The 25201-nt window shown below is 32.6% G+C and carries 23 protein-coding genes; 5 read left to right on the forward strand and 18 right to left on the reverse strand.

The window, feature by feature from the left end; all coding sequences use genetic code 11:
• Positions 1-358: 358 nt before the first annotated feature.
• From I6U51_RS03755 to I6U51_RS03770, 4 genes are all read right to left on the reverse strand, one after another.
• Positions 359-592, reverse strand: a complete 234-nt coding sequence (locus I6U51_RS03755) for a DUF2164 domain-containing protein (RefSeq protein WP_211141265.1) — start codon at positions 590-592, stop codon at positions 359-361.
• Between the two features lie 190 nt (positions 593-782).
• On the reverse strand, positions 783-1562 hold the full coding sequence (locus I6U51_RS03760; RefSeq protein ID WP_211141266.1) for a GNAT family N-acetyltransferase: 780 nt from the start codon (positions 1560-1562) through the stop codon (positions 783-785).
• A 196-nt stretch (positions 1563-1758) separates the two neighbouring features.
• A complete protein-coding gene (locus I6U51_RS03765) occupies positions 1759-2106 on the reverse strand; it encodes an SHOCT domain-containing protein (protein WP_211141267.1) in 348 nt (115 codons plus the stop codon).
• Positions 2107-2337: 231 nt separating this feature from the next.
• A complete protein-coding gene (locus I6U51_RS03770) occupies positions 2338-2784 on the reverse strand; it encodes a MarR family winged helix-turn-helix transcriptional regulator (RefSeq protein ID WP_343069486.1) in 447 nt (148 codons plus the stop codon).
• A 154-nt stretch (positions 2785-2938) separates the two neighbouring features.
• Here I6U51_RS03770 and mscL point away from each other — a divergent pair, with 154 nt between their 5' ends.
• The gene (mscL, locus tag I6U51_RS03775; protein ID WP_211141269.1) at positions 2939-3337 is read left to right on the forward strand and encodes a large-conductance mechanosensitive channel protein MscL; all 399 of its coding nucleotides are present in this window, start codon (positions 2939-2941) and stop codon (positions 3335-3337) included.
• A 166-nt stretch (positions 3338-3503) separates the two neighbouring features.
• Here mscL and I6U51_RS03780 read toward each other — a convergent pair whose 3' ends face one another.
• The 4 genes from I6U51_RS03780 to I6U51_RS03795 form a co-directional block, all read right to left on the reverse strand.
• The gene (locus tag I6U51_RS03780) at positions 3504-4958 is read right to left on the reverse strand and encodes a Na+/H+ antiporter NhaC family protein (RefSeq protein ID WP_211141270.1); all 1455 of its coding nucleotides are present in this window, start codon (positions 4956-4958) and stop codon (positions 3504-3506) included.
• A gap of 53 nt (positions 4959-5011) precedes the next feature.
• Positions 5012-5503: a C-GCAxxG-C-C family protein gene (locus tag I6U51_RS03785; RefSeq protein ID WP_211141271.1), complete on the reverse strand. Its 492-nt coding sequence runs from the start codon at positions 5501-5503 to the stop codon at positions 5012-5014.
• Between the two features lie 458 nt (positions 5504-5961).
• Positions 5962-6864 carry a nitrilase-related carbon-nitrogen hydrolase gene (locus tag I6U51_RS03790; RefSeq protein WP_211141272.1) on the reverse strand — a complete coding sequence of 301 codons (903 nt, stop codon included), beginning with the start codon at positions 6862-6864 and terminating at the stop codon, positions 5962-5964.
• A 54-nt stretch (positions 6865-6918) separates the two neighbouring features.
• Entirely contained in the window at positions 6919-8145 is a 1227-nt protein-coding gene (locus I6U51_RS03795) for a peptidase U32 family protein (RefSeq protein ID WP_211141273.1), read from the reverse strand.
• 222 nt (positions 8146-8367) lie between these two features.
• Here I6U51_RS03795 and I6U51_RS03800 point away from each other — a divergent pair, with 222 nt between their 5' ends.
• Entirely contained in the window at positions 8368-9705 is a 1338-nt protein-coding gene (locus I6U51_RS03800) for an aminotransferase-like domain-containing protein (protein ID WP_211141274.1), read from the forward strand.
• 163 nt (positions 9706-9868) lie between these two features.
• Here the strand turns inward: I6U51_RS03800 and I6U51_RS03805 are convergent, their stop codons facing one another.
• The 3 genes from I6U51_RS03805 to I6U51_RS03815 form a co-directional block, all read right to left on the reverse strand.
• Positions 9869-10462 carry a DsbA family oxidoreductase gene (locus tag I6U51_RS03805; RefSeq protein ID WP_343069531.1) on the reverse strand — a complete coding sequence of 198 codons (594 nt, stop codon included), beginning with the start codon at positions 10460-10462 and terminating at the stop codon, positions 9869-9871.
• A 235-nt stretch (positions 10463-10697) separates the two neighbouring features.
• Positions 10698-11546 (reverse strand): patatin-like phospholipase family protein, encoded by an 849-nt coding sequence (locus tag I6U51_RS03810; RefSeq protein WP_211141275.1) that lies wholly within the window; start codon positions 11544-11546, stop codon positions 10698-10700.
• A gap of 97 nt (positions 11547-11643) precedes the next feature.
• Entirely contained in the window at positions 11644-12519 is an 876-nt protein-coding gene (locus tag I6U51_RS03815) for a LysR family transcriptional regulator (protein ID WP_211141276.1), read from the reverse strand.
• Between the two features lie 249 nt (positions 12520-12768).
• On the opposite strand from I6U51_RS03815, the gene pdxR reads away from it, so the two are divergent.
• Positions 12769-14172: a MocR-like pyridoxine biosynthesis transcription factor PdxR gene (gene pdxR / locus I6U51_RS03820; RefSeq protein ID WP_211141277.1), complete on the forward strand. Its 1404-nt coding sequence runs from the start codon at positions 12769-12771 to the stop codon at positions 14170-14172.
• A 59-nt stretch (positions 14173-14231) separates the two neighbouring features.
• Here the strand turns inward: pdxR and I6U51_RS03825 are convergent, their stop codons facing one another.
• Positions 14232-15128 (reverse strand): LysR family transcriptional regulator, encoded by an 897-nt coding sequence (locus I6U51_RS03825; protein ID WP_211141278.1) that lies wholly within the window; start codon positions 15126-15128, stop codon positions 14232-14234.
• Positions 15129-15259: 131 nt separating this feature from the next.
• On the opposite strand from I6U51_RS03825, the gene I6U51_RS03830 reads away from it, so the two are divergent.
• Positions 15260-15682: an OsmC family protein gene (locus tag I6U51_RS03830; RefSeq protein ID WP_211141279.1), complete on the forward strand. Its 423-nt coding sequence runs from the start codon at positions 15260-15262 to the stop codon at positions 15680-15682.
• Positions 15683-15784: 102 nt separating this feature from the next.
• Here I6U51_RS03830 and I6U51_RS03835 read toward each other — a convergent pair whose 3' ends face one another.
• Both I6U51_RS03835 and I6U51_RS03840 read right to left on the reverse strand, forming a co-directional pair.
• Positions 15785-16396 carry a DUF2238 domain-containing protein gene (locus I6U51_RS03835; RefSeq protein ID WP_211141280.1) on the reverse strand — a complete coding sequence of 204 codons (612 nt, stop codon included), beginning with the start codon at positions 16394-16396 and terminating at the stop codon, positions 15785-15787.
• Between the two features lie 158 nt (positions 16397-16554).
• Positions 16555-17949 carry a L,D-transpeptidase family protein gene (locus I6U51_RS03840; protein WP_211141281.1) on the reverse strand — a complete coding sequence of 465 codons (1395 nt, stop codon included), beginning with the start codon at positions 17947-17949 and terminating at the stop codon, positions 16555-16557.
• A gap of 517 nt (positions 17950-18466) precedes the next feature.
• On the opposite strand from I6U51_RS03840, the gene cooS reads away from it, so the two are divergent.
• Positions 18467-20359 (forward strand): anaerobic carbon-monoxide dehydrogenase catalytic subunit, encoded by a 1893-nt coding sequence (cooS, locus tag I6U51_RS03845; protein ID WP_211141282.1) that lies wholly within the window; start codon positions 18467-18469, stop codon positions 20357-20359.
• A gap of 38 nt (positions 20360-20397) precedes the next feature.
• On the opposite strand, the gene I6U51_RS03850 is transcribed toward cooS, so the two are convergent.
• The 4 genes from I6U51_RS03850 to I6U51_RS03865 form a co-directional block, all read right to left on the reverse strand.
• Positions 20398-21261: a radical SAM protein gene (locus tag I6U51_RS03850; RefSeq protein WP_211141283.1), complete on the reverse strand. Its 864-nt coding sequence runs from the start codon at positions 21259-21261 to the stop codon at positions 20398-20400.
• Between the two features lie 72 nt (positions 21262-21333).
• Positions 21334-22188, reverse strand: a complete 855-nt coding sequence (nifH, locus tag I6U51_RS03855; RefSeq protein WP_211141284.1) for a nitrogenase iron protein — start codon at positions 22186-22188, stop codon at positions 21334-21336.
• A 69-nt stretch (positions 22189-22257) separates the two neighbouring features.
• Positions 22258-23586, reverse strand: coding sequence for a nitrogenase component 1 (locus I6U51_RS03860; protein WP_211141707.1), 1329 nt, complete (start codon positions 23584-23586; stop codon positions 22258-22260).
• Between the two features lie 58 nt (positions 23587-23644).
• On the reverse strand, positions 23645-25117 hold the full coding sequence (locus tag I6U51_RS03865) for a nitrogenase component 1 (RefSeq protein WP_211141285.1): 1473 nt from the start codon (positions 25115-25117) through the stop codon (positions 23645-23647).
• Positions 25118-25201: the final 84 nt, after the last annotated feature.

Here is a 25201-nt window from a genome sequence, read left to right on the forward strand (position 1 = left end):
CTAAATTAGAAGAGCCTTTTATTTTACTATTGTGGCTTACATTATAGAAGAATTATATCACACCCCAATGTTATATTAAAACATTTATGTTAAATAGAGTAATTCATAATATCATATTATTCAATTATATAGAACATTATTCATATCTTATTTCTATACAGTTACATCACACTATCACGGAAGGAGAGAGTCAACACTTTTTTGCATTATATTTCTTCAAATTTTATATAAGAAAAAGCCAAAACGCATAAGTCTACGTCCAGGCTTTCAGAAAATTTAACTAGATTATATACTTTTTTCAATTTTTATCTTTATACATAGCAAGAATGTTATATTATAATTGTAAAGACTATATAAGTTAATATATTTGAATAGACAATAAATCCTCACTTTTGTCATTTATATATTTGTAAGAATCGTAAACTCCTTGATTATAAAACTCTGGTGCTAATTCTTCAATAATAAAGTTTAGCATCAAATTTGAGGCCAAATCACCTATTTCTTCTTCTCTTTCATTTATAAAATAATTCTTTATTGCAGAAACCATTTCTTCCTTTTTCTCTTTAGTTAACTTAATTTTACTTTTATTCATTATACCGTACCTCCATCTAAAATTATTCTTCTTCATGTTAAGCTACAATAAATTACAAGTATGAACAAAATATTCTAAAATAATTATACCATATATTTGAAAATAATATTTCTACTTTTTTATCATTGCTTCTTAGATTAATTGATTTATATTAAATCTTAATAAAAAATTATATTACTTCATTTCCATATCAGTATACACCATTCTTTATACCATCTATGACTTTATTGAATTTTGTTTCATTTAAAATCTCGTGAGTAATAAATTTACCCTTATAGAATACACTGTAAATACTAAAAGCTGATGGCAGATCATTCACCTGTTCCTTATTATCAATCTTAATAATCTCTAATGATATGCCTTCTCTACTTGCCAATTCTCTTAACACTGTATTGGTATAGTATTCGGTAAAAGGACAACAGTTTGAATAATATACTGTTAAGCCATTTTTATTGCTGCAGACATTTTCTTTAGCAGATTGATTAAAGGTAGGGCTTATGGCATTAGGATTATTTTTATAAACTAGCAACTCAAAGTATGGAGGAGCTGTATCGCAAACTTCAAAGCCTTGCCTTATGAAGAACTTTTTATCTGAAATATATGATTTCTTTTTATTACTTGTAAGAACTACAATTCCATCCTTATCTATAGAGTCTTTCATGCAGTTCTCTAAAAGCCTTTTCCCATATCCCTTTCCTGCATATTGCCCTGCAACCCAAAAACAATTTATTACCATGTAGTTTGGTGCAGTAATCGGTAGCCAAGCTATATCAGATGGACAGTATTCAATAAAGACTTTATGTTTAACATTAAATTTCTTGAATACATACCCCTTTGAAACTTGTTGTTTTAGCCATTCCTTTTTCTTCAGGTATCCTTCAGTACATTTTTTATCTGATATAGCACAGCAAATGTGTTCAGCATCAATATTTTCTTTATTTAAAGTTATAATTTCTCCTGAGTCATTCATGTTGGTAACTCCTTTCATTAGTTATATCTATAATAATACCACTATGAATGTGACAACAATATGTCATATTACATTATCTTTTTGGCTTACCCATTATAAAAATTATAAGATAAAAATAAAAGAGCATTTCTGCTCTTGATATTAAATATAATATTTGAAGTAAGACATAAAAATACCGTAAAATTCAATTGCTTGCCTACCATTTATCATCTAATATTTGTTTTCTTTTTACTTTATATTCTTCCTCACTTATAATTCCATCCTCCTTAAGTGCTTTAAGCTTTCTCAGCTTTTCGTCAAAACTTTTCTCTTCTCCCTGATAAGAATCAGTTACTTCAACATTAGCTTGATACTGCGAAATCTCTTTTTTACTAAAAATATCATAGAGATGAGAACATATGGTCACAATACCTATAAGCACAAATATCAATCCAAGGAAAACACCCTCGCCACGTGTAATACTTGTTACACCCAAAATTGCAAGCATTATTCCAATTATTATATCACCAATTGATTTTAACTTTATTCTATCCCTTTCAAACATAACACTTTCCCCTTAATCAATTCTTGCTTTTAAAAAACTGATATAATCCTAGATACTTCATTTTTACCATATAATAAAGATAACTCTAGCGAACTTATATAATAAAAGTCACTATTTTAACTTTACTAATAATAATTATATCATAGCTGGCATGATAAAAGGGGATTAATTTCCCAATAAATGTGAAACTATTCACTTTGGGGCGTCCTATTATTCAATTGTTGAAAATATTTAAAAACTTTTTATTTCTTTCCAATCATCTTCAATATTCTCGGCCATTCTTTTTACTAATTTATAGACCATCTCTTTCTCTTCTTCACTAAAATCACTAAAGCAGCTTTCAATGTTCTTGTTTTCTACTTCTACAAGCATTGGATATACATTTAAAGCTTTCTGCCTAGGATGAAGTCTCCACATTCTCTTATCTTCTTCGTCTCTTACTTTATCTATATAGCCCGCCTCAATTAGCTTTTGTACAGCCTTAGTAGTAGTGGTTTTATCAACTTTTAAAATATTTGATAAATCTATATGATTAATTCCTGGATTTTCACATATTCTAGTTACAAAAATCATTTGTCCTTTTTGCAGTTTTACTTCTTTAAGCTTTATATCATTTATTGATTGCACACATCTAGCAAGGGCTCCTATTTCTCTTAAAATATAACTATTTAGTTTCAAATGTACTTTACCTCCTTGAAAACTAATTGAATTTTCAACTTTACTCATTATATACTAGTTTTGTTGAAGGTTCAACTTTATATTGTCTGTTAATAATATATATGTTAATATCAATACATTAAAAATACTAAAGATGATTGAAAGAGGTTTTTATATGTTGAAGGAATTTAAAGAATTTGCTATAAAGGGCAATGTACTAGATTTAGCTATTGGTGTTGTTATAGGTGGTGCTTTTGGAAAAATAGTTACTTCTTTGGTTAATGATATTATTATGCCCCTTGTAGGTGCTTTAACCGGTGGGGTTAATTTTACATATTTAAAATTTACAATTAAAGAAGCTCACGGCAGCGTACCGGCAGTTACCCTTAATTACGGAAATTTTATTCAAAACACTATTGATTTCTTAATTATTGCCTTTTCTATTTTCTTATTTGTAAAATTAATAAATAAACTTAAAAGAGAAAAGAAAGAGGAAGTTGTTAAAGAAGAGGCTCCAAAACCATCACCAGAAGTTTTATTACTTGAAGAAATTAGAGATTTGTTAAAAAAATAAAGACTGCATCCAAATATTAAATATGGTTATATCATATTTTCGTTGAAAATTAAACTTTTTATTTTGGAATTTTAATAAATTAAAAGGTGTACCTATACATTTCAGTATAAGTACACCTTTTAATTTATAGATTTTCAATGTAACGCCCCATAGTCTTCAAATATTATTACATAACTTGTTCGGCTAAAGTTTCTTTATTGTCTGATTGATACTTTCTTCCTAACCCAACAAATATCCATAGAAGTCCAATGAATGTCATGGCTAAAAGATAGTAGCTATTAGAAAAAATATCAAAACCACTTATTTTTACGTTAGTAAATTTATATTGTTGATTTAATCCTTGAGCCATAGTCATAGCACTCATCACAAAAACACTACTAAACGGTATAACTACACTCAAATTATGCATCATTCCCACTAAGAAATAGGATCTTCTGGAAGGATGTAAGTTGGCCCTATGTCCTAAGTTATTGATAAAAGAACTGATTAATAAAATAGCAGGTAATGGTATGCTAGACAACAAAATGTTCGATACTATACAACTAACTCCAATAACCAATTCTGCCCCTATAGGACTTTGTACAAATTTAAACTTTGTTATCCAATTACTAACTTTCTGAATTCCCTCTCCTCTGACCATAATTTGAATCATGCTAAATAACATCATCATGCCGATAACCACATCTACCATGCTATATACACCTTCAAATAAAATTCCACTGATATTTCCTTTTTGAACATTAACAATACCAGTTAGTCCAAACAATCCGCTTGCATATCCAATCACAAGGCCTGATAAAATTCCAAGTGTTATTCCTTTAAGTAAATTTTTTGTCTTGACACATACTAACAACAAAATTCCTAATGGAATTAACATCAATAATCCCTTTGGATTAGATAGTTTCCCAATTGAAATATTACTTTGTACTGCTTCTGCACCATTAGTCTTCATATAAAATAAGATTGCTGCAATTAAGCCTGCAAATACGACGTATTTTATCCTATCTGCTAAAACAGTAATAGGATCCGCTGGAATTCCCGTAACGCTATTTGTTTGCATACTTGCTGCCGTTGCAGTTATTTGGGAGCTAGGTGATATATTATCGCCTAAAAAAATTCCACTGATAATAGCTCCCAATAGAACAGCTGGGTTTGCACCTAAAATAATTCCTGGAGGATAAAGAATAGGTACAATAGCATAAATTGCCGTAATTGGTGTTCCACACCCCATAGAAATGACCATGGAAGCTAGAAATATAAATAAAACAACTGTACCACCGCTCAAATTTAAAGTCTGACTAACCCACACAAATCCTTGCCCTATCTGCCCATAAGATAGTAGTTTTGTAAAACAGCCCATAAATACAAAAGTAAATAGCAATTTAGCATTTCCCGGTTGCATAATTCCAGAGATAATTACTTCCCAGTATTTTTCTTTGTCTTTTGCAAATAAAAATCCTACAAGAATACCAGCCGAACCACCTACTATAACAGATTTCATTGATAGAAAATCATAATTAAAAGCTAAAAACATAGCTATCCCTATATAAATCACAGTAGGTAAAAAAGAGATTTTTTCTCCGCCAAAAAACTCAAGTTTACTCTTATCTGAATAATTCATTTTACTCCTCCTTCGCACTTTGATATTAATGCCTTTATTCTTAATCCATTTAGCTATTTTACTTGGATTTGTCCATCTTCAATAAGCTCATTCGCAATCCATCTTGCAACTTTTCCAGTGATTGTTATACAGTGTTGCCTTCTTCCTTCACTTTGAAAATTATCTCCAGTCCATTCCTTTGTGATTACTCTACAGCATGTTGATTTGTATTCATTTTTAATATAGTCATGAAGTTTTTTAGCTTTTTCAAACATTTTTTCATTCATAGCTTCACCTTTAACTCTACCATATACCATACCAAGAGCCATTTGCCCACCTGAAACTGCACCACATAAACAACCGGCTTTACCCATACCTATAGGAAATCCACTTGCTAATTTAACGACATTGCTATCGAATGGTTGGCCTAATAAATCGTTAATCGTTTGTACCACCGATTCACTGCAGAAAAATGTACCACTTCTAAAAAGTTCTTCTGCATTATCTTGAACTTTATCTAAAAGTTCTTCTTTTGTAATTTCTTTAATACTAACTTCCCTATTCATTTGTTTTACCTCCAGCTCCTAATTAATCTAAAAATATTCCTATTTTCCCGGTGTTAACACAGTCCTATTATAGATATCAAACTATACATTAAACAGTGCCAGATTTGTTAACAGTGATGAGGCCAACTCTTTAGAAAAGGATGTTTTGACAATACAACTATTTCTTTAAACCTTCCATATCCCCTGATAAATCTTAGCTCTAAGTTTATACTATCGAGTACAGGTTTTTAGATTTTATAAGGATTATTGTAGCTCTATAATATTTTGTAATATAATCCGCTGCATCTATAATTATTTTCTATATGCAAACAGGCTTCTAAGCTTCAGTTGTCATCTGAAGCTTAGAAGCCTTTATTCATGGAGGGTAGACATCGGATAAATATTCCTTTTGCCATTAATATAATTCCAATAATGACTTAGTGCATCACTTATTAATGCTTTTTAAATACCAGTTAACATTAATCACTAACAAACAATTTTTCTAGGTTATTCCACAATTCATCGTTGCTATTTCTTTCTGTTTCCTGAGGATACTTAAAAACATATGTGTTGGTATCACAAATTTTAGAGTAAACTTGAGGTCTTCTTAAACTTATATAAGGCCTTTGCTCTCTGTATTTCTGTACCATAGTTATGTCAATTTCAGCATAGAGTATTTGCTCCTTGTCATCAGCTTTTACAACTACATCGCCGTTTGGATCAACAACTATTGACTCCCCTGCAAAATCCATTTCTCCTTCTTTTCCAACTCTATTACACATTGCTATAAAAATGTTGTTTTGCATAGCAGGAATCCTGAGCTCCCACTCAAACTTTTCTAATGGTTCATCTTTAACATTTGCAGTAGGAATTATTATTAAATCAGCTCCTTGCAAAGCACATAGCCTGAAACTTTCCGCTATATGTCTATCGAAGCATACTATTATACCTATTCTTCCAAGGGGAGTATCATATACTCTAAATCCAGTATCAGATGGGGAGTAATAATCTTGCTCATAAAATTGATGACATCTCATAATATGAACCATTTTTGACCCTCCCATTATCTTACCATCTGCATTAATAAGTAATGAGGTATCATAATATTTGTTATTTTCTTTTAAGTATATATTTGGAACTGCTATTATATTGAATTCTTTGCACTTTTCTTGAATTTTTTTTACTTTTTCATCATCAATTGAAAGTACATAATTTGATACATCTACTCCCTCATACTGTGGGAAAAATGGACTTAATTGTAGTTCTGGAAAGCAAATCAACTGCGCTCCATTTTTTGCAGCAGCTTCAATTAGCTGTAAGGTCTTTTCAAAGTTTTCATTTACATTTTCACCTATTTTCATTTGTGCTAAAGCAATCTTCACAATTATCATCTCCATTTCAAAAATATAGTAGATTGGTATATAATAATCTTTTCATTATTTATCTTTTTTGCTCTTAATAAGCATATCATCAGCCTTCAATTCTTCCTGACACTGAATCGTAAAAATCATTTGTGCAGAAGGTGCACTATCTATAGCTTGGCCATTTTCTTTTTTCATATCTTGAAGCCTTATAATCTTGTTCTCTCCCTTTGGAACTAAAACTTCAACGGTATCTCCATTGTAAACTTTATTTCTTTGTTCTATAGTTGCAATGTGAGATTCCTTATCATAGCTCTTTATAATTCCTACAATATCATAGTCCCGAATATATGCTGAGCTTTCATAATGCTGCCTGATCTCTTCATCAAAATAAAAACCTGTAGTATAATGTCTGTGACTAGGCTTTAGAAGATAGTCCATCCATTTAGACTCAAAGCTATAACTCTCTGGATCTTCTATGTATTTATCAATAGCTTCTCTATAGGCTTTTACTACCGACGCAACATAGAATGTACTTTTCATTCTTCCTTCAATTTTAAGAGAATTGATTCCTGCATTTATAAGCTCAGGAATATGTTCTATCATACACAAATCCTTTGAATTCAGTATATAAGCTCCATTAATATCTTCAGTAATTTCATGATATTCTCCTGGCCTCTTTTCTTCCACTAGATGACATTTATATCTACATGGCTGTGCACAAACCCCTCTATTTGAATCTCTACCTGTTAGATAATTTGAAAGCATACATCTGCCTGAGTATGCCATACACATTGAGCCGTGAACAAAAGCTTCTATTTCACAGCTTTCAGGAAGTTTTTCTCTGAGCTTCTTAAAATCTTCCATGCTCATTTCTCTTGCCATAACCACTCTTTTAACGCCAATATTGTGCCAAAATAAAGCGGATTTATAATTTACAGTATTGGCTTGGGTGCTTAAATGCAGTTCAAGATTAGGCACTATTTCTTTTGCGGTCATAATAATTCCTGGGTCAGCAACTAGTATGGCATCAGCTCCAATATCATATAACTCCCTAAGATAGTCTTCTAATCCTACTAAATCCTCATTATGAGGAAATATGTTTACTGTTACGTAAACTTTTTTACCTCTAGAATGTGCAAATTCAATTCCCTCTTTTAATTCTTCAGCAGTAAAATTATCTGCAAAGGCTCTTAGATTTAATTTGCTGCCCCCAAGGTAAACAGCATCAGCACCAAAATTTATAGCTGTCTTAAGCTTCTCTAAATTCCCTGCTGGAGCTAAAAGTTCTGGTTTATTCATAACTTACTCTCTCCTCTTCTTTAAATAAAACAATAGTCAATATTACAATCATCACTTCGACTTGTCCTACTTCATGCTTAAATTATACCTTATATGATGTTATTATTTTCAATTCTTCATAGAAAAAGTTTAATTACATATTCATAATATTATAGTATAATTTATATGCCAAGAAATAAAATCATATTCTGTGCTAGTACAAAAGCAAAGGAGTCGCTTAAATTGTTAAAATATGAGGAGATTATAGACTATGTTAAAAATGAAGCTTTAACAGGAAATTTTAAATATCAAAAAAGATTACCTTCTGTAAGATCACTATCTCAACAATTTAATTGCAGTGTTGGTACAGTTTTAAAAGCTTACGATAAACTTGAAAAAGATCATATTATTTATTCATCACCAAAGAGTGGATACTATCTATTGGAAGATTTTAATAATAATAATTCCTTTGAAAATGCAATCATTGACTTTTCATCAGGAGTTCCAGACGTTGAAACTTTTCCTTATAAAGATTTTCAGCATTGTCTGAATAAATCAATAGAATTATATAAAGAAACTCTCTTTACTTATTCAGATCCTCGAGGGTTAAACTCATTAACAAAAGCATTAGCAAGGCATTTGCAGCAATATCAAATATTCACAAGACCAGATAACATTGTTATAACTTCCAGTTCTCAACAAGCATTAAACATATTATCAATTATGCCCTTTCCAAATGGTAAGTCTAACATTCTTGTTGAGCAACCTACTTATTATGGAATGATAAAATCCCTAGAATTAAATAATGTTTCTGCATTAGGAATTGAAAGAGGACTTAATGGTATAAATCTAGAGGAACTAGAGCATATGTTTAGGTATGGAAATATTAAGTTTTTTTATACTATTCCTAGGTTTCATAATCCCACTGGGAACTCCTATAATAGACAAGAGAAAGAGTCAATTGTCAAAATGGCTGAAAAATATGATGTATATATTGTAGAGGATGATATTGTCGCAGATTTAGAAACAGATAAAAAAAATGATCCTATTTTTGCTTATGATACTTCCGGAAAGGTTATTTACTTAAAAAGTTATTCAAAAATTCTTATGCCTGGTTTAAGAGTTGCAACTCTTATATTACCTAAGCTGCTGATGGATACTTTTCTAGGTTATAAAAAATGGACAGATATGAATAGTCCAATTTTATCTCAAGGTGCTCTTGAGATCTATTTAAAAAGCGGCATGTTTGATATTCATAGAAAAAAGATGAGTAAATTATATTGTGATAGATTGACTTATTTAAAAAACATTGTGTCATCCCTTCAGTATCCTAAGATAAAATGGAATATTCCTAATTCTGGATACTTCTCTTGTATATATGTAGATAGTCCTATACAATATGATAAAATAATTAGTTCCTTACAAAATAAAAATATAGAATTATTAAATACAAATATGTGTTTCTTGAATGACTATAAAAGTGATAATTATTTTAGAATAAGTATTAGTAAAGTGAATGAAGATAAAATAAAAAAAGGTATTCCCGTAGTCCTTAATACTATGCAAGAATATCTAGTCTGATTTTTATCCGATCACTACCATTGCTAACACCCCCATCTTCTATCAAAGCGGGGGATAAGCACTGCTACGTGCCTGGATAAGTTCTTCTAAGTTTCAGATGGAGAAAGTCATCCTTATAAGCAAACTCCATCTGAACCTAAGAATCACTTGATAAAGGGGTAAACTATACCCCTTTTTTATATTCATCATTAATAGCCTTTTCAAATATTTCTTTGCTATTAAAACCCTGTAGTCGTTTGTCACCTATTATAAAGGTTGGAACAGAGGTAATCTCTGCCTCGTTGTATGCATGATGAAGAGCTTTTTGCTGAACTTCTTTGTACTTTCTTGTTGCTAGAGATTCTTTAAATTCACCTTCATCTAATCCAATCTCTGCAGCAATTTTAGTTAATACATCAATATTTCCAATATCCTGTTCTTCTTGAAAGAATGCTTTAAACACTCTATCATTGTATTCTTTTTCCTTACCTTGTCCCTTAGCAAAATGAAATCCTTCAAAAGCTAAATCTGTATATGGATGTGGTGAAACATTAGGCAACTTCATATTAACTCCTAAGCTTTTGCTAGTTGGATTTATAAATCTATCCCATGACTGTAGCTTAGAAGGATCGTTCATTGGGTCTATCTTAGGTGCAGGACTTGGGCGTAATTCAAAAGGCATCCATTCCACTTCAACATCCTTTCCCTTTATTGCTTCTTCAAAAGGAACTTTAGCTAAAAAACAAAATGGGCAAACATAATCTGAATATACTTTAATTTTTTAATGACATTACAAATTCATCTCCTTATTATATCTAGTAATAATCCTTGCGCATATATATTATCTGCATTTGTTCAAGTACTATCCTTTTTCATAATCGTAACCATTTAAGTTACAACAGTGGTAAAAAAAATTGAATATATTAAGATTCAATTTTTTTATTTGTATCATTTCTTTGTAACCATTATAGTTACAATTATATTAATTGTCAACTGTGTGAACAACATTCTATTCATCGAATAAACTCCATAATCCTCTTATAAGCGTTTTGAGCATCTTCATATCCATTTTGGAATAGTTCTTGAAGCTTTACTGGATCTTTTTCCAATCTATCAACCTTTAATTCTTTAGAAGCTCTTATAACTATTGCCTTACCTTCTTCTTCCAATCTTTCTATGTAATCCAAGGTATCATTATATTTCTTATGCCTATTCATCATTGTTTCTATTAATAGAGGATATTTTTTATATTTCATTTTTATTAAGTTTGCAAATTTTAACGGACTTTTTCTATAGTCTTTATTCCTAGTTAAAATAATGATATTTTTATCGTTACCATCCTTAATTGATTTTGTAATTGGAATAGAATCTGATATCCCACCATCCAAAAGCTCATATCCCTTCAAATTAACGATTGGTGACATAAGTGGCAGTGAACATGAAGCTCTTAAAACATCAAATCCTTCACTCCTAATATCCTTCTTATTGAAATATAACGGTTTTCCGGTTTTACAATCAGTTACACCCACTAGAAATTCACATGGTGCATTATGAAAGGTTTCATAATCAAATTCAACATACTTATCAGGAATATCTTTAAAAATAAAGTCCATGCCAAAAAATGATTTCTTTAATACAAGACTTCTAAAACTCATATATCTCCAGTCCTTCAGGAACCCTGTGTTTACTTTTATATTTCTTCCTTTTTGTTTTGATATATACGAAGCTGCATTACTGGCTCCAGCTGAAACCCCTATAATATAATTAAAATATAGATCTTTCTCCATAAAATATTCTAAAACACCACAAGTATATAATCCTCTCATCCCTCCCCCTTCAAGTACTAATCCTATATTATTCATGATTCTTACACTCCCTTCTAGCATTTTCCACTACGTTCTACAATAGCACTAGTATGAGAAGAAAATCAACTTTTATTATATCTAAATATTTTAAAGTTTAATGATTTAGAATATAATTTGTAAATATTTTAACTAAATTGGACATAAATCTATCCTTTTTAGTTATTAAACAGATTTCCCACACAAAAGAAGGATCTTTGAAAGGAATTGAATAGACATTTGGATAACTAATATCATTGGTAATAAAGTCCACACTAACCCCCGTACCTTTATTAAGATGGCTTAGTTTGTGTACTGTGATAACTTCTGAAGTAGTAAAAACTATGTTTGGTTCAAAACCTGACTCTTTACATTTGTTAATGAAGTTATGATAAAAATGAAATTTTTCATTAAGAATAATTAACTTTTCATCTTTTAAATCACTAAAGTCAACTGCCGTCTTTTCTGATAATGGATTTTCTTCATTTACTAGAATACAAGGATACTGTGTTTTAATAATAGTAGAATGAAAATTTTTTTTGTTAATAGGACCAATTGAAAGTGCTAAATCTACATTTTCATTCATGACAACTTCTTCACAAATTGAATCTGGATAAGTTTTTACAACTAATTCAATGTTGGGATAAGCTTCGCAAAAGCCTGGAATAATATCCGGTGACAGCGCATTGAGAACCCCAAAGGAAAAACACACCCTTAAAGTTCCCTCATTGATATTAGCCATTTTATTGAGCCCTTCTAAAATTAAATCAAACTCCTGCACAATATGCTCTGATTGTTCTCGTAAATATTCTCCGTATTTTGTTATTCTAATCCCCTTAGTTGTATTATAAAATAAAGGATACTGAATCTCTTCTTCCAAATTGCTAATTGCCTTACTTAACCCCTGCTGGGTAATATAAATTTCTTTAGCGGCCTTTGAAAAACTTTTATGTTTGCAAACCTGTAAAAAATACTTTAATTGTTTGATGTCCAATTATTACACCACCTTTTTATATACCTTTTACAATCGCTTGTAGAATTCTTAATTAAAAATTTAACATAATTTTATTGTAAAATACTCCTCTTATATATAAAAGTGCCAGATTTTACAAAAACAACAGGGCCAACTATCCATAAATTTAAATATTTATTTGACATAATCCAAAATAGTACGTTAAATTATTAATATAGAGTTACTTGGTCAAAAATTGATGACAGTTTAAGGTTAAAAGGATGTGAGTCTATGTTTGTTTTAAAGGATAAAATTGACGTTCCACTATATATTCAGTTATATCAACAGTTTAGAGAGAAAATTTTAAGTGGCGACTTAAAGTCCGGCAGCAAACTTCCATCAAGTCGAAAACTATGCACCGATTTACGTGTAAGTAGAAACACTGTAGATATGGCTTACAATCAGCTATACTCAGAAGGATATATAATTAGTAAACCCCGCAATGGGTATTATGTTGAAAACTTAGATTTTTCATCTGTTCATATTACAAGAGAAACTTTTTATGAGAAGCCTGCAGTAACTGATAATCAGAATACATTAACTCAATATGATTTTAGATATGGAAAACTAAATCAATTTGAGCTGCCTATAGATCAATGGAAAAAACTCACAAATAAGTGTTTGAGAGATTTTGCCGATGAAATGACAATCTATGGTCCAACTTTTGGGGAGCTTTCTCTTAGAGAAGAAATATTGAAATATCTTCAGTATTATCGAGGTGTAAAATGCACAGCAGATCAAATTTTTATTGGATCTGGCGTACATTATTGTTTAAGTATGCTCTGTCAGCTTATCAGAGGTACTACTACCACAGTTGCAGTTGAAGAGCCAGGACATCACATAACCCGTCTTACACTAGAAAACCATGGGTTTGATGTTAAGCCTATTTCCTTAGATTCCTCTGGTCTAAATGTGAAGGAATTAAGCTTTACAAATGCTAAAGCTGTTTACGTTACTCCATCACATCAGTACCCTTTAGGAATTATAATGCCTATTTCTAGAAGGCTTGAGCTCATAGAATGGGCACATAAAAATAATTCAATAATTATTGAGGATGATTATAGCTGCCATCTCAGGTATAACACAAAACCAGTGCAATCTCTTCAATCTCTTTGCAGTGATAAAGTTGTATATATAGGAAGCTTTTCAAAATTTTTATTTCCTACACTTCGTTTGTCATACATGATTCTTCCTGAAGGTATGGTAGACAAGTTTACTAGGATGTTTGATGGCTACCCATCTTCTGTTCCCTTTGTTATTCAAAAAACTCTAGAGCTTTTTATGAAAGAGGGACACTGGGAAAGTTATCTTAGAAAAACCAATAGAATGCAAAAGAAAAAACATGATGCATTAGTTGAAAATCTAAAAAAAGAGTTTGGAGATAGAATTACTATTTATGGTATGAATGCTGGTCTTCACCTTTTAGTGCAAGTAAAAGGAACTATGTCGGAAGAGGAACTAATTGAGAGAGCCTATATGTCAGGTGTAAAAGTATATCCCACATCAAAGTATTGGAAATGCCCTGAGAATAGTTTAGACAGCACTGTTGTCTTAGGATTTGGAGGAATAACATTAGATGAAATTGAACCAGCTGTTAAACTTTTGAATAAGGCTTGGTTTGAGTGTAATAGATAAGCACTTATACAAGAAGGACCGCATTTTGTAATGCAGTCCCTTGTTTTTTAATACCACTTCTAACAATATTGCATTGGAAGGAGTTCCTTCGTCATATTTAAAAGAGTTTGTAAAGCAGGCGACATCCACTTGTCCTCATGGTAGATTACTTGAGTCAAAAATTCAAAAGAAGGACCACGCCAATTCAATTCAACAAGCTGACCTTTTGATAGTTCCTCTTCAACTGCAACTTTAGGCAGAAATATGATTCCTAAACCGTTGATTGCAAGCTGTTTCATGGCTTGGATACTTTCGATTTCCATAATTGAATCGGGAGCCAAACCACAATCGCTAAATATAGTCATAATTTCTCTCCGATAGCTGCAGCCTTCCTCCGCTAAAATAAGAAGATAGTTAACGATGTTTTCAGGATATACATCAGGGAGCTTTGCAAGAGGATGGTTTGGTTCTACTAGTAACGCTAAAGGCTCAGGTATAGCCAGTTCAACGATGAAATCGGAAGCTGTTATCATACGATCCAAGCAAAATGCTACATCAATCTGATTATCCAGTAAAAGTTCTTCATACTCCGTAGATTTGACAGTTTTTAATATAATTTCAATGCCAGGCAACTTATAATAGAACTCCTTAAGAAGACTATGTATTCGTGTTGTGCATAAAGATTCCCATGCTCCTATAGTCACAACTCCCTTTGGAACTGGATGATCTTTCACTGTATTTTTTGCCTCTTCACACAGATTAACGATCTGTCTTGCATATACAAGAAGTTTTTCACCCTCGTGAGTAAGGGAAATATTCTTCCTAATTCGCTCAAATAAACGAACTCCTAGTTCACTCTCTAACAACTGTATCTGAGATGTGACAGTTGGTTGAGTGTATCCAAGTATATCTGCCGCTCGAGTAAAACTATTTAAATCCGCTACAGTAACGAATGTGTTAAGTTGGCGAAATTCCATATTGTTATCCCTTCTTCATCCATAGATTTTTCATATGATTATGATTTATTATATCAATTTTTCTTTTCCAGTGCCATGAGTTACTATTTAATTAAACACATAGCATATTATAAATATAGGAGGAATTAATTATGATGTTAAATGGAGTAATAAAATGGCTTGGAGAAGGAGTGGCATTTGAAGGTACAACTCCAGAGGGAGCAAAATTTGTGTTGTCTGGTCCTGCAGAAATGAATAATGGAAAGGTTCTAGGACCAAAGCCAATTGAAATACTTCTTCATGCGGTTGCAGCATGTACAAGCGTAGACACAGTTGCAATGCTTCAGGCTAGAGGTGCTCAAATTTCAGAATACGAAGTTACTGTTAGTGGAGAAAGAGGCGCAGTGGCTCCAAAACCTATAGAAAAAATTAACCTTTTATATAACATAAAAGGAAAGGGCATGACATCTGAAATGATAGAAGATGTACTTAAAATTGCTTTTGAAGTTGAAAGTGGTGTTGCAAATACTTATAAATCTAATATCACTTGGGATTTTAATCTCATTGAAGAATAAATTTTACATACCATCTTGAGGTTATCTTATATCTACCTTGAACTAAAAAAATAGGTGTGTTTCAAAACTAGGAACTTAGCTTTGAAACACACCTTTTTTTATCTAATCTTCCATATCCTTAATTATCATCTTTACAATTCGTATATTCTTGCCTTTTATATAAAGATACATAAAAAAACATGAAAAGCTTCCGCCTACAGTTCCACAAATAATGTCCCACATAGTATCATGAAGACTATTATTTTGTGCTGTAAATCCAAAAATCTGATCTGTTGTAAACTCCCATATTTCCCATGCTCCTGCACATGCAATGGCAAATAGCAACGGAAATACAACCATAGCTATAGGTCTCATTGTCAGATTCTCTTTATTACCACATAAAAAAATATATATAATCAATCCTAAAAATGCTAATAACACTCCAGATACCAAATGCAGTAATTTATCATAATTTGGTATGCTATAAAAATCCATTACATTTGCTAAATACATGGAAAAAAATATAAAAATCAGTGCTAATACATAACCTGCTTTAGACTTTTTTAAAAATGTTTTATTAAATAACAATCTTGCTATAAATATAGTTATATAAATTAGTCCAATTCTAAAGACTTTTCCACTACCTCTAGCGAATATATCCCATACTAATGTAGTGGCTAACAATATATAAAATATATAGGTAATTATTGTGTCATATTTCATGTGCTTCTTCATTATATATCTCCTAACTAACAGACTTTTGTAATTATTATATCATAAAAAAAATATTTTAATTAAATAGTAAACAGACCTCTATGCCTTAGAAACATAGAGATCTGTACTTTAGTTAGCTTTCCATCTTTAGAAACACCCCTATTTTTGTTATATTAAACTTAATAATAACAAATAACTGGAGTCCCATCTTCAATATTATTAAATATCCCTTTTGCTAAATAGTATGGTGAGTTTATACACCCATGGGATCCACCTGTTCTGTAAATATTACCTCCGAATTCACCTCTCCAGCTTGCATCATGAATTCCGATTCCTCCATTAAAGGGCATCCAAAAATCAACGGGAGAATTGTAACCGGGGCCTCTTAATACCGTATTCCTTTGTTTATATTTTAAACTATAAATACCCTGAGGTGTTGAATGATTACTGCTTACATTACCTGTAACAACATCTCCTTGTACTACTAGTGAACCATTTTTATAAAACCATAAATGTTGATTTGTTATATCTATTTCTACATAGGTGTTCCCAATATCATTATTGCCACGAGATAAGGCCTTTTTGGCGTATGTCGGTTCTTTTGTTATTGTTTCTCCTTTCTTAATAACTTCACCTAAATCTTGAATTTCTTTATCAGCATTGATTAACCACCCATAATCACCACCGCCAATACTTATTGTCTTTCCTGAAGATGTAACAAAATTTCTTCTTTTACCAACAGTATTATAGGTATTGAAAAATGCATTCATATAATTTTTCATTTCTTTATCATCGAAGGTGATTTCAAGATCTTCATTAACTTTAAGCCATTTATTTATTACAGAATTATCTATAGTTTCTTTGCGATCTCCAAAGGCATAGGTAATCTTTGAAGATATATATTTGTTAAGAATGTTTTTAGTCTCGGTAACTTTTGGGGATTCTGAAGTATATTTTGGCTTGGCATAACAATTAATTGCTTCCAGGTCTACTGTAGTTTCTCCTTTAAGTACTGCCTTTGACACATGATCATATAAAATATCTTTATTAACCTTGTTTCCACTTACTTCATTTATAATTATATAGCCTTTATCCGTATATTTAAAACTAGGATTTTTAGGTTCTACTATATTATTAGTCTGAAAACAAGAAAGTTTATCCACTCTTTCTTTTAATAGTTTTGTATCATATGAAAGTTCATCTGTCATCTTAGAATCTTCTGAGTTAAAAGCTGCTAACACCCAATTAAAAGGGTTCTGCTTATCTTTAAAACTCTTATACTCTCCTCCCGAATTATACTTTATCCCAATATCGCTGCCTCTAATTTGTTCGCTTTTGCCATCTCGCTCTTTTAGATTCAAAGTATAGTTCTGCAGCTCCTCTGCCATTTGTGCTTTTACTTCCTCTACAGTTTTACCCGAAACGTTAATGCAGTTAATTTCAGAACCAAAATAAAAGTGATTCATGAAATACGTTGCCATACTAAAATACAGAATAAGTACAGCACAAATAGAAATTATAATTCCTATTATAATTTTACTGCGTTTATTTTCTTCTTTTTCCGTCATACCCATCCCCTTCATATATCACTGTAAATAAATCATACATTTCATTCTATGTAGTAATGTTGATATCTAAGACAATTATTTTAAAATTTTTTGTAATTAAAACATATATAGTAGCTCGATTCTCATAATAACTTTTAGTTGTATGAGCCTAAATTTAAGTTGTTTATCAAATTTAAATATCTATCGTATAATCTAATTGTAAACGTATTAGGGGGAACTTCAGCATTTTTATAATCATAGGTAAAATAAAATTGAATTTTGATATGACCTTCTTACCACAGTATCAAAAGAAGATAAGTGAATTTTGAAAAAAGTTCATTATTTAACCCTAAAATCCTAAAACCCTAATTTATAATCTATTTTACCTTGGTTAAACAGATGTTAGCTTCACCCCTACTATATTAATTTTTTAACTTTAGTAGGCAAGCAATTTTAAGCTAAGGTTAAATCTATCATAAATAGAAAAATTATAGTCAATGTTGTAAACCATTGCAGATTATAAAACAAGGAGGGTGTTTTATTAATGGAAGACAGAGGATTATTAATACAAGCAGCTGAGGATCAACTTCTTGAAAAAGCAAAGAGAGATGGTGTGGAAACTGCCTGGGATAGAAAAGATGCTATGAAGACACCATGCGGTTTTGGTTCAGCAGGCGTATGCTGTAGAAACTGTGCTATGGGGCCTTGTAGAGTAAGTCCAGTTCCTGGAAAAGGAGTAGAAAGAGGTATTTGCGGAGCTACAGCAGATATTATAGTTGCAAGAAACTTCGCAAGAATGTGTGCAGCTGGTTCAGCCTCTCACTCAGATCACGGTAGATCACTATGTCTTTATCTAGAGAATGCATCAAGAGATGGACAAATAAATATAAGAGATGAGAAGAAACTTGCATCTGTTGCTAAAAAATATAGTATTGAAACTGAAGGAAGAGATATTTATGATGTGGCACATGATGTAGCTGCAGCTACATTGAATGAGTTTGGTAAACCTCATGGAAACTTAATCTTCTCCTCAGCTCTACCTAAAAAGAGAAGAGAAGTTTGGGACAAACTTGGTGTAACTCCAAGAGCAATTGATAAAGATATAGTTAGCATAATGCACTCAACTCACATTGGATGTTCAGGAGATGCTAAAAATCTTATCAACATGTCAATGAGAGCATCTCTTGGAGATGGATGGGGTGGTTCTTATATAGCAACTGAAATCAGTGATATTTTATTCAAAACTCCATCACCAGTAGAAACTCAAGCTAACTTAGGTGTATTAGAAACTAATTCAGTTAATATTATATTACATGGTCACGAACCATCACTTTCCGAATCAATTGTAGCAGCAGCAGAAGACCCTGAACTTATTGCTCTTGCAAAAGCTCAAGGAGCAGATGGAATAAATGTTTGCGGTATGTGTTGTACTGGAAACGAAATAACAATGAGACATGGTATTAAGATGGCAGGAAACTTCCTTCAACAGGAGCTTGCAGTAGTAACCGGTGCAGTTGAAGCGGTAATAGTTGATGTTCAATGCATAATGCCATCCCTTGCAAAGCTTTCAAAATCTTATCATACTAAATTCATAACAACCTCACCAAAAGCTGAAATAACAGATTCAACATATATTGAGTTTGAAGAACACAGACCATATGACTCTGCAAAAGAAATAATAAAAGAAGCTGTTTTAAATTACAAAAATAGAAATAGAGATAATGTTTTAATTCCTGATGAAAAATGTGAAGCTTTAGTTGGATTTAGTACAGAAGCTATAGTAGATGGTCTTGACAAAGTTGTTAATTCAAACATAGACCCTCTGCAAACAGTTAAACCTCTTGCAGATGTTATTTTATCTGGTACCCTCAGAGGTGCAGCTGCCTTTGTTGGCTGTAATAATCCAAAGGTTCCACATGATGAACCTACAGTAAAAATGATGAAGTATCTAATTGCTCATGATGTAATAATAATTGTTACTGGTTGTGCAGCTCATGCAGCAGCTAAAGCTGGTTTATTATTACCAGAAGCAAAAGAACTAGCTGGTCCTGGACTCAAGACTGTATGTAGTTTGTTAGGTATTCCACCAATTCTTCATCAAGGTTCTTGTGTTGATATCAGCCGTAACTTACAACTTGCTGGAGAGCTGGCAAATCATTTAGGCGTAGATATCAGTGACCTGCCAGTAGTTGGTGCTGCTCCAGAGTGGATGTCAGAAAAAGCTGTAGCTATAGGAACTTACGTAGTAGGAAGCGGTATAGATGCTTGGCTCGGAGTTGTTCCTCCTGTAACTGGTTCCCCATTTGTTACAGATTACCTATTAAATAAGATGGAAGAAGACTACGGTGCTAAATTCTATGTAGAAACTGATCCACAAAAAGCAGCTGAACAAATGTTTGAAAGAATAGAAGCAAAACGTAAAAAAATAAATATTTAAGATTTTAAAGCAGGCACCTCTCAAGTGCCTGCTTTCTATTAGCCATGAGAGAAGGTTTCAAGATATTTATATGTTCCATAGAGCTTATTTGAAAGATCTTCCCTGCCAGGTATTCCACATGCATCTGCACGGCAGTGTTTGCAATGTCTAAATATCTCAATATGCTTTTCAGCTATTTCTCTTGCTTTATTCAATTGTTCGCAGGTAGGAGCATGAATATGACTTAATTCATGTTGAGGTATCAGTGGTATGATGTTATATAAAGTTGCTCCATGTGCTTTAATGGTTTTAGCTATTTCTTCTATATGCTCATCATTGATACCTGGAATTAATACGGAATTTACCTTTACCATAACTCCAAGTCTGTTCATTTCATCTATACCCTTCAGCTGATTAGCTATAAGAATTATGGCTGCTTCTTCGCCATAGTATTTCTTCCCCTCATATATTACATGGGATATAATTTTACTTTGAATGCATGGATCAACGGCATTTATAGTTACAGTCACAGTTCTTACTCCTGCATCATAAATTTCCTTAGCATATCTATAAAGCAAAAGTCCATTGGTGCTAAGGCATTTTATAAGTTCAGGATAGGCCTCATCAATAAGTCTAAATGTCTTAATAGCTTCAGTGGTCGCTAGTGTATCGCCGGGGCCAGCTATGCCTACTACAGTTATTTGAGGGCAAAGCTCTAAAGCTCTTTTAACTATTCCCACAGCATCCTTTGGAGCTAATATTCCCTTTGAAACGCCAGGCCTCTCCTCATTATTGTTACATTCCCTTTTACAGAACCTGCATTGAATATTGCAGCTAGAACTTACAGGAAGATGAATTCTCCCAAAATTTAAATGAGCTTCCCCTCCTAAACAGGGATGAAGCTTAGAAATATGATTTATCATACTATTTTCTCCTTGTCCTACTATCTCTCTTGTTTAGGCATCTGAAAGAAAATAAATATACTAACATACTGACTAGCTATTTTTTGAAGATTCCTTAAGCAGAGAATCAGCCCACTGCTTACCCCAGGATCTTAGCTCTTGAATATCAAGAGGAAAAGGCACTTTTGACTCAGTATGTCTAGCTATTTTCTCTGCTAATGCAGTATAAATTTTAGCCTGCTCTGAATCCGGTGCAACTTCAATAGTAGTCTTACCTTGAAGCTCACTATGTGTAACGGTAACTGACCTTGGCACATACTCCATTATCTGAGTATTTGTTTTATTAGCAAAGTCATCAAGTATATCTCTGTCATAAGGTTTATTAATAGAATTTGCTATAATGCCGCCAAGTAATGCTCCACCGGAATTAGAGTATTTTTTAATGCCTTTAAATAAATTGTTTGATGCATATATAGACATAAAATCCGAAGATGATACTGTAAATACATGCTCCGCTATTCCCTCTCTTATTGGAACTGCAAAGCCGCCGCATACAACATCTCCTAAAACATCGTATATAACATAATCTAAATCCAGTTCTTCAAATACCCTTTGTTGTTTGAAAAGCTGCACCGCTGTAATAATCCCTCTGCCTGCACAGCCAACTCCAGGTGCTGGTCCACCTGACTCCACGCAGTAGACTCCATTAAAGCCTTGAAAAATTACATCAAGTGCATTCACTTTATTTTTTTCACGCAAAGTATCTAAAACTGTAGGGATATACGTACCTTCTCTCAGTGTATTGGTTGAATCACTTTTAGGATCACAACCAAACTGCATAACCTTATACCCCATTTTACTTAATGCTGCACTTATGTTAGAAGTTGTTGTAGATTTGCCTATACCACCCTTGCCATATATTGCGATTCCTTTAACTTTTCCTGCCACTTTATTCCCCCCTGTTACTAATCTGCTATTTATCCGATGGGATTAAAACTCCACCTGATGTCAAGAACTCTATTTATATGCTGCCAAAATATTGTCATATATATCTTCTGCCAGCCTAAGACCTCCACTGTATCCAACATAGCTTCTATCTAAAACCAGTCTGTGCATAACTGGCAAAGATATATTCAGCCAAAATCCCTTTAGCTGATTTGCTATATCTATATCCCAGGAGCTTCCCAAAAATAAGGGTTTATGTCCATCATAATGGTATTCCCTCAGCATATGAGCTATCTTTCCTCCATCAATTTCGAATATAACCTTAGCTGAGATGCTTTTAGATAAATGCTTAAATTCCTTTATTATAATTTCTCTATATTCTTCTGGTATATCCTCTGTGATATATTGATCTCCTGGCAAAATACCAAGCTCCTTTAATAGAAACTTACTAACCCCAAGTGCATAGAAAGAATCATTTATATTAAAAAATCTATCTGCTATGTCAAAGCGAAATTCAGTGAAGAAATCCACTGCTCTTTCAATGTAATAGTAAAATTTCCTTTCTTCTTTTTGAACAAAGCTTTCAACCTTCTCCTTGTCTAGCTTTGCAAATTCTCCAACGGACCTTAGAAATTTACTTGTTTCATTTCCCCCTATAGGCAAAACTGGATAATGTAAATATGGCGTCCCATATTTGCTTTCAAGTAACTGAGCAGTTTTTAATCCTACCCAAGGGGACAAAACTAAATTAAATTCTGCATTAGGAATTCTTTTCCACTCTTTAACTCCTTCAGATTCCGGTCCAAAGAATGTATTTACCTCTAATCCTATACCCTCTAACAACTGTTTTATTTCTTTCAAGTTTCCACTCCAAAAACTATCTTGGTATGGAATCACAGACCAAAGGTTTACTAACCCCTTTTCCTTTTCACCTTCAACATCACCGATAAATTGATCTATAATAGCTTCAATTACTAACTCATGACCTTTATAATTGGTTCCTTTAAATCCGCCAGTTTCTGCAAAAACTATTGGTATCCCTTTATTTTGATATTCTTTTACTACCTGTCCTACATCATCACCAACTATATCAGCGGTACATCCCGTTAAAACAACAAATAAGTCCCCTTTTAAGACTTTTAACGTTCCATCTATTACTTCTCTTAATCGATCTTCTCCACCAAATACCACTTCCCTTTCCGATGAGTTAGTACAAGGAATAGCGCTTCCCCCAGTACAGCCTCCTCCCTGGTATCCTGACGTAATACTTAATCCACGAAAGAGTTTATATCCACAGCCTGGACCTGAATGCAGTATTGGAATAGCTTTATTAATTGCTACTACTGTTTGTTGGGCTCCTAGGGCACAATAATGTCTCGGTTGTTCAACAACATTACTTATTTTATTTCTCCACCATATTAAAGTAGAATTCCATTTCTCTATGCGCTGTAAATCCTTATTATTCATGTTGTTCCCTCCCTAAAGACCTATACGGATCCTGCCTTAGCCACCAGTTAGTGTATGGAAGTTCTGAATGGGCTGCAATGTTCTCTACAAAGTCCTTAGTTGAAAGAACATCTAAAATCTTCTTGCCATAGTTAATAATTCCTTGATATCCTATACCAAATTGTTCATCTCCTACTAATAAAGTTGGTACTCCAAGCTTAACTCCCCAAACTGCTAAACCTCCATGCCTTACGACTAATAGGTCTGGTTTTAACTTATTTAGTACATTCACCAATTCGAAGACTTGCTTATTGCAGACACTGAAATTTTTAATGTCTCCATAAGTTTCAACTACATGTTTCAAGGCGTCACTTCTCTCATCTCCATTGTCATAATGAGGATCATGATGAAATATTCCTGCTCCAACAACCTCCATTTCCAGATCACTAAGCAGTGCTAATAAACTATGCCCATGAGCTGCACCAGCGGATACATAAACTCTTTTCCCTTTTAATTTATCTTTTATATCTTCAAGCTCCTCTGAAATTCTTTCTCTTTCTTTTTCTATAAGTATTTCAACTTCTTTCTTTTTGCCAGTTGACCTACCAAGCTCTCTAAAAAATTCATCTGTACCTTTAAGACCATAAGGTGGCGGTGATTTGACCTCTGGAACTCCATATTCTTGTTCCAGGGCTGCGGCTAGATAGGTTCCTAAGGTAGAACAAACTTGAACTGTAGCAGCTGCTTCAGATATTCTCTTTAGCTGATCGACGGTGGTGAAGGGTACAATATAATTCGGTCTAAGCCCTATTCTTGCAAATAAATCAGTAAATACATCGCTGCCCCAAAAATTTATAATATTAATTAAGTCTTTTTTCTTTTTAATAGGTGGTTTAACTATTTTTCTAACAATAGCATGAAAAGCAGAGTCAAAACCTGTTGCCCATATTTGCGATTTAAAACCTTCACAAGAAACATACACTACTGGAATGCCTAGTTCTTTTTCCAGTTCATCCGTTATACCTGACACATCATCTCCAATAATACCGGATGCACAGGAAGCTGTTACAAATATAGCCTTTGGTCTAAATCTTACATAAGCATCTCTTATAGCTTCTTTTAACTTAACTTCACCTCCATAAACCATGTCTTTCTCTTGGAGGTTTGTACTTAGTAACTTAACATTTTTTAAAGGTAAATTTCTTCTTATTTGCTCCGCTCTATTAGTGAAGTTAAATTCAGCAAAATCCGCACTGCATCCTATTGGTCCATGATTTATTACTGCAACATCCCGTATCATTACAAGCATGGACAATGCCCTACTGGAGCTGCATTCGAGACATTGGCTAAAGGAACGATTCCTATGACAACATTTGTTCCTCTTAGATTTATGACATAACTCCTTGGCAGTTCCAATGAACCCGTTGCTTGAAGCTAACCTAGCTTCCCTGATTTCAACTTCAGGTGATTTTATATTAATGGTCAATTATATCCCTCCTTTTAAGTTCTCTAATAACTATTGATAAAGTTTAAATATAAAATTAAGCTTTATTAATATGATTTAAGGCAT

It is taken from the genome of Clostridium aciditolerans (assembly GCF_016316925.1).
Taxonomy (GTDB): domain Bacteria; phylum Bacillota; class Clostridia; order Clostridiales; family Clostridiaceae; genus Clostridium_AM; species Clostridium_AM aciditolerans.

Coding starts and splice junctions, on each gene's coding strand:
- I6U51_RS03760 (WP_211141266.1), bottom strand. CDS start 1,562: ATGAATGACTCAGGAGAAATTATAACTTTAAATAAAGAAAATATTGAT.
- I6U51_RS03795 (WP_211141273.1), bottom strand. CDS start 8,145: ATGAATAAACCAGAACTTTTAGCTCCAGCAGGGAATTTAGAGAAGCTT.
- I6U51_RS03835 (WP_211141280.1), bottom strand. CDS start 16,396: ATGAAGAAGCACATGAAATATGACACAATAATTACCTATATATTTTAT.
- I6U51_RS03780 (WP_211141270.1), bottom strand. CDS start 4,958: ATGAATTATTCAGATAAGAGTAAACTTGAGTTTTTTGGCGGAGAAAAA.
- I6U51_RS03830 (WP_211141279.1), top strand. CDS start 15,260: ATGATGTTAAATGGAGTAATAAAATGGCTTGGAGAAGGAGTGGCATTT.
- I6U51_RS03755 (WP_211141265.1), bottom strand. CDS start 592: ATGAATAAAAGTAAAATTAAGTTAACTAAAGAGAAAAAGGAAGAAATG.
- I6U51_RS03785 (WP_211141271.1), bottom strand. CDS start 5,503: ATGAATAGGGAAGTTAGTATTAAAGAAATTACAAAAGAAGAACTTTTA.
- I6U51_RS03765 (WP_211141267.1), bottom strand. CDS start 2,106: ATGTTTGAAAGGGATAGAATAAAGTTAAAATCAATTGGTGATATAATA.
- I6U51_RS03850 (WP_211141283.1), bottom strand. CDS start 21,261: ATGATAAATCATATTTCTAAGCTTCATCCCTGTTTAGGAGGGGAAGCT.
- pdxR (WP_211141277.1), top strand. CDS start 12,769: ATGTTTGTTTTAAAGGATAAAATTGACGTTCCACTATATATTCAGTTA.
- mscL (WP_211141269.1), top strand. CDS start 2,939: ATGTTGAAGGAATTTAAAGAATTTGCTATAAAGGGCAATGTACTAGAT.
- I6U51_RS03825 (WP_211141278.1), bottom strand. CDS start 15,128: ATGGAATTTCGCCAACTTAACACATTCGTTACTGTAGCGGATTTAAAT.
- I6U51_RS03810 (WP_211141275.1), bottom strand. CDS start 11,546: ATGAATAATATAGGATTAGTACTTGAAGGGGGAGGGATGAGAGGATTA.
- cooS (WP_211141282.1), top strand. CDS start 18,467: ATGGAAGACAGAGGATTATTAATACAAGCAGCTGAGGATCAACTTCTT.
- I6U51_RS03840 (WP_211141281.1), bottom strand. CDS start 17,949: ATGGGTATGACGGAAAAAGAAGAAAATAAACGCAGTAAAATTATAATA.